At 27.9% G+C, this 10040-nt stretch carries 7 protein-coding genes; 5 read left to right on the top strand and 2 right to left on the bottom strand.

Annotation, left to right across the window (positions count from 1 at the left end):
• The first annotated feature begins 111 nt into the window (after window positions 1-111).
• Complete coding sequence (add, locus tag H9660_RS05605) at window positions 112-1104, top strand: adenosine deaminase (RefSeq protein ID WP_191749376.1); 993 nt, start codon at window positions 112-114, stop codon at window positions 1102-1104.
• A 120-nt stretch (window positions 1105-1224) separates the two neighbouring features.
• On the opposite strand, the gene H9660_RS05600 is transcribed toward add, so the two are convergent.
• Window positions 1225-2100 carry an alpha/beta hydrolase fold domain-containing protein gene (locus H9660_RS05600; RefSeq protein WP_191749375.1) on the bottom strand — a complete coding sequence of 292 codons (876 nt, stop codon included), beginning with the start codon at window positions 2098-2100 and terminating at the stop codon, window positions 1225-1227.
• Complete coding sequence (locus H9660_RS05595; RefSeq protein ID WP_191749374.1) at window positions 2090-3721, bottom strand: PucR family transcriptional regulator; 1632 nt, start codon at window positions 3719-3721, stop codon at window positions 2090-2092. The genes H9660_RS05600 and H9660_RS05595 overlap by 11 nt, the downstream gene beginning before the upstream one ends.
• Window positions 3722-3922: 201 nt before the next feature.
• On the opposite strand from H9660_RS05595, the gene H9660_RS05590 reads away from it, so the two are divergent.
• The 4 genes from H9660_RS05590 to arcC are packed head-to-tail and all read left to right on the top strand — an operon-like array spanning window position 3923 to window position 10017.
• Window positions 3923-6919 (top strand): bifunctional FdrA/YlbE family protein, encoded by a 2997-nt coding sequence (locus tag H9660_RS05590; RefSeq protein WP_191749373.1) that lies wholly within the window; start codon window positions 3923-3925, stop codon window positions 6917-6919.
• 5 nt (window positions 6920-6924) lie between these two features.
• Complete coding sequence (locus H9660_RS05585; protein ID WP_191749372.1) at window positions 6925-7773, top strand: oxamate carbamoyltransferase subunit AllH family protein; 849 nt, start codon at window positions 6925-6927, stop codon at window positions 7771-7773.
• Between the two features lie 9 nt (window positions 7774-7782).
• The gene (locus H9660_RS05580; protein WP_207729420.1) at window positions 7783-9057 is read left to right on the top strand and encodes an MFS transporter; all 1275 of its coding nucleotides are present in this window, start codon (window positions 7783-7785) and stop codon (window positions 9055-9057) included.
• An 18-nt stretch (window positions 9058-9075) separates the two neighbouring features.
• Window positions 9076-10017, top strand: a complete 942-nt coding sequence (gene arcC, locus H9660_RS05575; protein ID WP_191749371.1) for a carbamate kinase — start codon at window positions 9076-9078, stop codon at window positions 10015-10017.
• The last annotated feature ends 23 nt before the right edge of the window (window positions 10018-10040 follow it).

Here is a 10040-nt window from a genome sequence, read left to right as displayed (position 1 = left end):
CCTTCAGTTTGGAAGTGTTAAAGTATCATAGCAAGGTGACTTGGAGCTTGCGACGGAACCTGGATATGATACTTTAATACTTTTTTATAATCTTAAGATAGGAGTGATTAAATGAATATTAATAATTTGCCTAAAATTGAACTGCATTGTCATTTAGATGGAAGTTTAAGAGTTGAAACGGTTATAGAACTTGCTAGAAAAGAGAATATAGAATTAGAAAGTTATGATTATGATAAGGTTAAAAAATTATTATCTGTAAATGAGAATTGCAGATCTTTAGATGAATATTTAGAAAAATTTGATTTACCAAATAAAGTTTTGCAAAGTAAGGATAATTTAAGAAGAGTAGCATATGAATTGCTTGAAGATGCTGCAAGTGAAAATATAAAGTATATTGAAGTTAGATTTGCGCCAATATTCCATGTTAAAAATGGACTTAGTTTAGAAGAGGTAATTGAAAGTGTAGTTTGTGGAATAAGAGATGCAGAGAAAAAGTATGAAATTAAAGGAAATGTTATTATATCTTGTATACGTGGATTAGATTTAAAGCATGTATTTGATTCAATAGAGGCAGGTTCTAATTTTATTGGACAAGGTGTGGTTGCAATAGATTTAGCAGCTGAAGAAAGAGAAGGTTTTGCACATGAATATGTTGAGGCTATGAGATTGGCAAAGGAAAAAGGGTTTAGAATTACAATTCATGCAGGAGAAACTGGATTTGGAAAGAATGTAAGAGATTCTATAGTCTTATTAGGTGCAGAACGAATAGGACATGGAGTATTTATTTATAATGATAAAGAAGCATATAATTTAGTGAAAGAAAATGGAATTACATTAGAGATGTGCCCAAAGAGTAATATTGATACAAAGGCAGTTACTAATTATAAGGATCATCCTATATACAATTATTATAAAGATGATATAAAGATTAATATTAGTACTGATAATAGAATGGTTTCTAATATTAATTTAAATGAGGAAACTAGCAATGTAATTAAAACTTTTGATATGTCATTAGATGAATATAAAGAAATTTATATAAATAGTGTAAGTGCAGCTTTTTGTGATAATGAGACTAAAGAAGAACTATTAAAACACCTATAAATGACTATTTTAAAGATGGTATAACAGGAGAATATGGAATATATAAAATAAAGGATTAATTTTAAGACTTATATTAAATAAAATAGTGGGTTGTTTGAATAAACCCACTATTAAAAAAAGTTATTTTATTATTTCAGTATTAAGCCAATTAATTAATTTATTATAGGTGTCTTTTCCAGATTTATTATTTATATCTCTATCAAAATCATGAACTTCATCGTAAATAGTAATAAGCCTTGAGTTAGGAATGGTTTTACTTATTTTTTTAGAGATTCTATATGGAACATCTGGATCAGATGTGGCTGCAGCTAAAAATGTTGGAGGAAAGCCCTTTAAATCATTTTCATTAATAGAATAATTGTCTAAATCCCTTAAAGAATCTTTATTTAATAAAACTTTAATCCAATTTCCATCCTGTCTAACCTTTATATATAATGAAAATCTTTTGTTCATTGGACCATATGTAATTGGATGGGTTGAAATAATATTATTAAAATTTTCATCTGAAACTTTTGGTAGTTTTAAATAATATTTGTTTGGAGTAGTAAATTCAACTTCATCAAGCCTTGTGTAACCATATAAGCTTATCAAAGCAAGAGGTATTTTTTTGTTATTTTTAATTAACATATTACAAATCATAAGTGATAAATAAGCTCCAGCTGAACGACCAAACAGTATAAATTCATTATTAGATAAATTAAATAGAGTAGAGTAGTTATCTAAAAAATAGCATACTTCGTCTAAAGCTGAATCTAGAATCACATCTATATTTGATTCAGGGGCTAAAGGATAATCTAGTAGTAACAAATCATAACCTGAGTCTAAAAATTTATCTATATATAGTTTCGGTAAGTCATCCCTTACTCCATATAGCAATCCACCACCATGAAAATATAATATTGTTATATTTTTTCTCCCTTTTTTACATTTATATAAAGTCATATTAAGTTTAATGTTGTCTTTTGTATTAAAAATTATATTAGTTTCATTTATCATTTGTATCCTCCTGATTTTTAAGTTTAAATAATCTTGAAGCAACTTGAATTTGTAAAATTTCTTCTTGGTCATTAAAATCTAAGTTTAATAAATTTTTAATTTTATCAATTCTATATCTAACAGTCTTAGGGTGTAAAAACAATTTTTCTGATGTGGCTAAATAACTCTGGTTTGAATTTAAAAATACTTCTAAGGTTTCAAAAAGCTGAGGATGTTTTTCTCTAAAGTCATTTATTTTAGGAGATATAAATCTTTCTACATTAGTTAGATTATTTGTTTCTAAAAATATTTTATAAATACCAAGCTCTTCATAATGGAATATTTTATTTGAGTTGTGGAATAAATTTAATACTTTTTGGGTATCTAAAGCTTCTTTATTAGCCTTAGGTAAATCATATCTTTTAACTATATTACTAATACTAATTTTATAATAGAAATCTTTAAAAATATCATTATTTTCAAGAGAATCCATAATATTTTCAATGGATTTTAAAGTTGAATTATTATTTTTTTCACTAAAGTTAAAAATAAAAACAACTCTATCAGATCTTTCTAAAAATGCCATAGATTTAAAGGCTAATTTAAATCTATTTCTTATTTTAATCAGTATTGGTGACATAGATATTTTTTCTAAAGAGGCTTGTCTATCTTTTTGATATAACTTTATTAAAACGATTTGATAATTATTATATTTATCTAAGCCAAAAGATTCTAAAATTTCATCAATATCTTTTTTATCATAAATTCTATCATTTATTAAATCACCAATTATATTATTTTTTTGTTGAAAAATATTTTGAGAAATTGAGTATTTATTTAAAAGTTCCATTTGCAAAAATTTAACTGCATTTTCTAATACCATAAAGTCTTCAGAATTTATTTCTTTTTCTAGCTCATGAACTATTAATTCATAATCATTAAAGCCTAGGTATGGTATAGGAACTCTAATTTGGCTTGCTGTAATTTTAGGAGATGTATTATTATAAATAACTGTTTTACGTTGATACTTAAAATATGTATAAGTTGGATTTATAATTTGTTTATCTCCAAGGATTGTAACATTTGATAATAGTGGATTTGTACTTACTTCAGTATTTCTATCAACATTAATAATAGTAATATCTTTATTTATCATTTTCTTAAATTCATAAAGAATTCCTTCTATTGAAGGGACTGTCATAGCTAAATTAGTAAGCTCACTATGAACTGTATAATATTTATCTAATAAATAAGCATTTCTATTTATTATTGGTCCTAAAATATCTAAAATTATAGATTCATATTTTACTGTTTTATTAATTTTAATTAAAGGAATTTCTAGTTCATTACAAAGTTTAATTATTTCATTTGGAATATTTGTAACAAGCCTATCAATTTTAATAATTATTGCACTAATTCCTATTTCTTTCATCTTTTTAAAAAATGAATTTAATTCATTATTATTTAAATCATTTAAAGCAAAGAAACTTGTAAGTATTACTTCACCATCTCGGCCCCAATTTTCAATGTCTAAGGCTTCCAAAACATTTACGCTATTGATTAAATTATTTATACCATCTTGTCCAGAAAGTAATATTACATCTTTTAAAGATGGTATTTTCATCATTTCTTTTATATTCAATATATCCCTCCTTTATCCTTAAGAGATAAAAAAACTATTCTAATATAGAACTTTATGCCAATGAAAACGAAAATAATTAGTGATATATTTATACTAACATAATAAATATATATTTTAAATGTTTATTATTTCTGTAAAATATTATTTTTTTATATAAATAATGTTTTATTTTATTATTTAGATTTAAAAGGAGGATATAAAATGTTATACACAGTAATTAAAAAGAATAGTTATCAGGATTCTATAAATCTTATGTTATTAACTAATTCTATTAACACATTAAATGGTGTAAAAAAATGTTCTATTATGATGGGAACTGCTGCCAATAAAGATATTTTCAAAAATAGTGGGCTTTTAACAAAAGAAGCTGAAGCTGCAGCTCCAAGTGATATGATAATAGTAGTTGATACAGATGATGAAAAGGTTGTTAATAAGGTTTTGGAAGAATCAGATAAATTTTTAAATGATCTAGCTGTTAAAAAAACTAAAACTTCAATTGAAAGTGTTAATTCATTAGAAGCTGCTTTAGAAGAAATGCCTGATGCAAATTTAGCATTATTTTCAATTCCAGGAGAATACGCTGCTGATGAAATAGAAAAGGCTTTAGATAAAGGATTAAATGTCTTTTCATTTACTGATAACATTTCTCTTGATGATGAAGTTAGACTTAAGAAAAAAGCACATGAAAAAGGTTTATTATTAATGGGGCCAGATTGTGGTACTGGAATTATATCAAGTATTCCTTTAGCCTTCACAAATGTAGTTAGACCAGGAAATATTGGAATAGTTGGAGCTTCAGGAACTGGGATTCAAGAAGTAACAACTATAATAAATAGATTAGGTGGTGGTGTTGTCCATGCTATAGGAACTGGCGGAAGAGATTTAAATGAATCTGTAAACGCTATAACTATGAGAGATGCTATTATTGGACTTGAAAACCATGATCCTACAGATGTAATTGTAGTTATTTCAAAGCCACCAGCAAAGAGAGTTAGAGATGAAATTGTAGAATTATTGCAAAGTGTATCTAAACCAGTAGTTGCAATTTTCTTAGGAGAAAAGCCGGATCATCATGAAGGTAATGTTTATTTAGCACATACTCTTGAAGAAACAGCTAAAATTGCTATGGACCTTGCTAATAATTTACCTGTTAAAGAAAATTATTTAGATGATATAAATTACGAAGTGAAAACTCCTTTATCTAAAGAAAAAACTGTAAAAGGACTTTACTCTGGTGGAACACTTGCTTCAGAAGCAGGAATGCTAATTTCAGAAGCACTAGAACTAGGTGGATTAATAAAAAAAGAAGGATATATTTTAAAAACAAATGGATATGAGGTAATAGACTTAGGTGATGATATGTACACTCAAGGAAAACCTCACCCAATGATAGATCCAGATGTAAGAATAGAAAAAATAAGAGAATATGCTAAAGACGAAAATACAGGTGTAATTCTTTTAGATTGCGTTTTAGGTTACGGTTCCCATCCAAACATGGCAGGTGCTTTAAGTGATGTAATAAAAGAATCTATTAGTTATGCAAAAGAAAATGGTAGAGAGTTATACTTTGTTGGAACTGTTTGTGGTACTGAAAGTGATCCTCAAAGCTATGATGAATCTATAAGAATTTTAGAAGAAGCAGGAGTTTTAGTAGAAGATAGTAATGCTAAAGCAGTAAGACTTGCACTTAAATTAAAGGGAATTGAATTTACTGAAGCTGATAAAAAGCTATATAATAAAGAAGTTTCAAAAATAGAACTTCCAACTGTTAGTGAAAATGTACATGAATTATTGAATTCTAAGCCAAGAGTAATTAATATAGGGGTTCAAAGCTTTACAGATTCTATATCAGAATATGGTGGAAAATCAGTTCAATATGATTGGAAACCAGTAGCTGGTGGAAATAAGAAGCTTATAAAAATATTAAATGCTTTAGAAAAAATAGAAGAAATTAAAAAGGCTAATGATGAAGTGATAGAAAAAATGAAATCATCACAACCATTCTTAATGGATGTTGTACCTGCTAAATCAGTTATAGATATTTTAAATAATAAGGTATTACTCCATGCTGGTCCTCCAATTGAATTTGAAAATATGACAGGTCCAATGCAAGGATCATGTATAGGAGCTGTATTATTTGAAGGTTGGGCAAATAACGAAGATGAAGCAAGAAAATTACTTGAAAGTGGTGAAGTTAAATTTTCACCATGCCATCATGTTAATGCAGTAGGCCCTATGGGTGGAATAACTTCTGGTAATATGCCTGTATTAGTAGTTGAAAATAAATTAGATGGAACAGTTGCATATTGTACAATGAATGAAGGAATAGGTAAAGTATTAAGATTTGGAGCTTATTCTGAGGAAGTTGTAGAAAGATTAAAGTGGATGAGAGATATATTAGGTCCAGTTCTTTCTAAGGCATTAAATTTAAAAGAAGGCGGATTAAACTTAAGTGTAATTATAGCAAAAGCAATAACAATGGGAGATGAATTCCACCAAAGAAATATTGCTGCAACACTTAACTTTGTAAAAGAAATTACTCCATTAATAGTTAAATTAGATATAAATGATGATGAAAAATATGATGTAATTAAATTCTTAGCAGATACTGATCAATTCTTCTTAAATATAATGATGGCAACAGGTAAAGCAATTGTAGATTGTGCAAGAAAAGTTACTAGTGGTACAGTTGTTACAACTATGACAAGAAATGGTCGTGAATTTGGAGTTAGAATAAGTGGAATGGGAGATGAGTGGTTCACTGCTCCAGTAAATACTCCAAATGGATTATACTTTACTGGATTCTCAGAAGATGATGCAAATCCAGATATAGGAGATAGTGCAATAACTGAAACTGTTGGTGTTGGAGGAATGGCAATGATAGCAGCACCAGGAGTTACAAGATTCGTTGGTGCTGGTGGATTTGATGATGCACTTAGAGTATCAAATGAAATGCAAGAAATATCAATTTCAAATAATTCAAATTGGAGTATTCCAACTTGGGACTTTAAGGGAGCTTGTCTTGGAATAGATGCAAGAAAGGTAGTTGAAACTGGAATAACACCTCTTATAAATACTGGTATTGCTCATAAAAATGCTGGTGTTGGTCAAATTGGTGCAGGTACAGTAAGAGCTCCACTTGCTTGCTTTGAAAAAGCTATAATAGCTTATGCTAAGAAGTTAGGAATAGAATTCTAAGAAAAATGAATTTAAAAAATAGTAGAGAGGTTCAAAGTAATTTAGTTCCTCTCTACTTAAAAAATAAAAGATTAGGCAAGGTTCATAGTAAGTTCAAAAGTGGGCTTAATATCCAATTTGAAGATATATTAATTTATATAAGTCATACAGAATCAGCATTATCAGCATATGGGATAAATATAGATAAAGATAAATTACAAGAAATAATGGAAATGGTAGAAATAAAGGATGTTGTCATTTTTAAAGAATGTAAACTAATTTTTTATAGCACTTATAAGAATATAACTTTAAATTTAGAAAATATCGAATTAATAGATTTAAGAATACCAGTAATACAGATTAAAAAAAGAGAAATAAGAAATACAATTTTATATAGTATTTTAAAAGAGTATGATTTTAAAAATAATATAGGCCTTAAAATAGATGACAAAATCAATTATTATATAGATTTACTTGTGAAATCTGATAAAGAAAATTCAAAGTTAAATGAAGAAATAATAAAGTTTTTTTCGGGTAGGGGAAAAGGATTAACGCCTAGTGGAGATGATATCTTAATTGGTTTTACTACTGCCATTTTATCATTTAATGAAGAAAATATTTTCGGTAATTGGATTAAAGATATATCACTATTAATTAATAAAAAAGTAACAACAGAAATAAGTGTTTCTTATATAAGAGCTTTAATTGAAGGTTACTTAAGTTATAACTTTATTGAATTAATATATTCTATGAACATTAAAGAAAGTAATTATGTTTACGGAATAATAGAAAAAATTAAGAAGTTTGGTCATACTTCAGGTAATGACACACTATTTGGTTTCTTTTTAGGACTAAAATTTTTAAGTGATAATTAGGAGGTTAGTATGGAAAAGACAGATAAAATTAAGATAAGTGAAAAATATAAAGCTATGCCAGTATCAGAAAAATATTGGTGGAAGTTAGTAGCATTATTCTTCTTAGGATGGATTTTAATGTATGCTGATAGAACTATATTAAATCCTGTTATGGGACAAATTGCAAAAGAGTTTAACTTAACTAATACTCAATTAGGTTTAGTTAATAGTTTGTTTTTCTTAACATATGCATTAACTCAAATACCATTTGGAATTGTAGGTGATAAATATGGAAGAAAAGTTGTTATTTCTATAGGTTTTGTTCTTTTTGGTATAACAACTTACTTAAGTGGAATAGCATCAGCTTTCGGAGTATTTATGATTTATAGAGCCTTAACTGGCGCTGGAGAAGGTGCATACTATGGTCCAGCGTATGCTATGGCAACAGAGGCAATACCAACTAAAAAGATAACTTTAGGAACTGCAATAATAAATAGTGGTATGGCATTTGGTACATCAGGTGGATATTTATTATCAAGTAAATTAGTCCTTGAAAATGGAGAACATTGGAGTAAACCTTTTCAAATAATGGCTATTCCAACAATTATAGTTGGTATTCTATTCTATGTGTTATTGAAAGAAAAAGTAGTTAGACCAGAGGATCAAGCAAATACTGGTGAAATTAAAGTTAAAGAAGTGCCTAAACAAAAAGTATCATTAAAAACTATATTTTCTAATAGAAATCTAGTTTGTACTTTTATATTATGTTTCTTCTCAATATATGCTAATTTCGTTATTCTTACTTGGCTTCCAAGTTTCCTTCAAGCAGAACGTGGTTTTGAAGGTACCAGTGTTGGATTTATTGCCTCTTTAGTTCCTTGGGCTTCAATACCAGGAGCATTAATATTTGCTAACTTATCAGATAAGTTTAAGTCTACTAAAAAATTTGTATTTTTCCTTGTTCCAATATCATTATTAGCGGTATTTGGAATAGCTTTTGTAACTAATAGAACATTATTAATAGTAGTTTTAATAGTATATGGTTTAACTGGAAAATTAGCTTTAGATCCAATTTTAGTTGCATTTACAACTAAAAATGCTCCTAAAGCATCTTTATCAACTACATTAAGTGTATATAACTTTGTTGGAATGTCAGGTTCAATAATTGCACCTTACTTAACAGGATGGATAGCAGATACATTAGGATCAATGAAAGTTGGCTTCTATTTAGCTGCAATACTTTTATTAATTGGTATGATAGTATTTACATTTACAACTGAAAATAAAGAAGAAATAACAGAATAGTTATTGGAGGAGTAAAATATGAGTGGAAAAAGAATAGTAGTTGCTCTTGGAGGAAATGCAATTTTAACTGATGATCCATCAGAAAAGGGACAAAGAGAAGCAATAAAATCAACTTGTGATAAACTTATAAATTTGATAGAAGAAGGAAATGAGTTAATTATATCTCATGGAAATGGTCCTCAAGTAGGAAATTTACTTTTACAACAAGAGGCTATAAATGATGAAAAAAATCCAGCTATGCCTTTAGATACTTGCGTTGCAATGACACAAGGAAGTATAGGATACTGGCTACAAAATGAAATGAGTAATAAATTATATGAAAGAGGAATTAATAAAAAAGCTATTTCATTAATAACTCAAGTATCTGTAGATGAGAATGATTCAGCATTTAAGAATCCTACAAAACCAATAGGACCTTTTTTAACTAAAGAGGAAGCAGAAATTGCAGCTGAAAAAGATAATTCTGTTTATATAGAAGATTCAGGCCGCGGATACAGAAAGGTTGTCCCATCACCAAAACCAGTTGGAATAGTGGAATATGAATCTATAATAAAACTATTAGAAAATGATAATATAATTATTTCATGTGGTGGGGGTGGTGTTCCAGTAATTGAAAAAGAAAATGGATATATTGGAGTAGAAGCCGTTATAGATAAGGATTTAGCTTCTGAAAAATTAGCTGAATTAGTAGATGCAGATAGATTAATTATATTAACTGGTGTTGATAATGTATATGTTAATTTTAATAAGCTTAACCAAGAAAAGCTTACGAGTGTCACAGTAAGTAAATTAAGAGAATATATAAAAGAGGGGCAATTCCCTAAGGGAAGTATGCTTCCTAAAATTGAAGCTGCAATTGAGTTTGTTGAAAATTCAAATAATGGATTAGCAGTAATAACATCTCTAGATAAATTGGGGGAAATAAACAAAGGTGAAGGTACAATTATTACAAGAGATTAATCTTGTATAAAAATTTCCTAAGG

The sequence above is a fragment of the Clostridium gallinarum genome (assembly GCF_014836325.1).
GTDB classification, from domain to species: Bacteria; Bacillota; Clostridia; order Clostridiales; family Clostridiaceae; genus Clostridium; species Clostridium gallinarum.
The sequence above is the reverse complement of the archived record's forward strand: the minus strand, read 5'-3'. Positions and strand labels throughout refer to the sequence as shown.

What these genes read in the sequence shown, in the direction of transcription:
- add (WP_191749376.1), top strand. Translation starts at nt 112, where the DNA reads ATGAATATTAATAATTTGCCTAAAATTGAACTGCATTGTCATTTAGAT.
- H9660_RS05600 (WP_191749375.1), bottom strand. Translation starts at nt 2,100, where the DNA reads ATGATAAATGAAACTAATATAATTTTTAATACAAAAGACAACATTAAA.
- H9660_RS05590 (WP_191749373.1), top strand. Translation starts at nt 3,923, where the DNA reads ATGTTATACACAGTAATTAAAAAGAATAGTTATCAGGATTCTATAAAT.
- H9660_RS05585 (WP_191749372.1), top strand. Translation starts at nt 6,925, where the DNA reads ATGAATTTAAAAAATAGTAGAGAGGTTCAAAGTAATTTAGTTCCTCTC.
- H9660_RS05580 (WP_207729420.1), top strand. Translation starts at nt 7,783, where the DNA reads ATGGAAAAGACAGATAAAATTAAGATAAGTGAAAAATATAAAGCTATG.
- arcC (WP_191749371.1), top strand. Translation starts at nt 9,076, where the DNA reads ATGAGTGGAAAAAGAATAGTAGTTGCTCTTGGAGGAAATGCAATTTTA.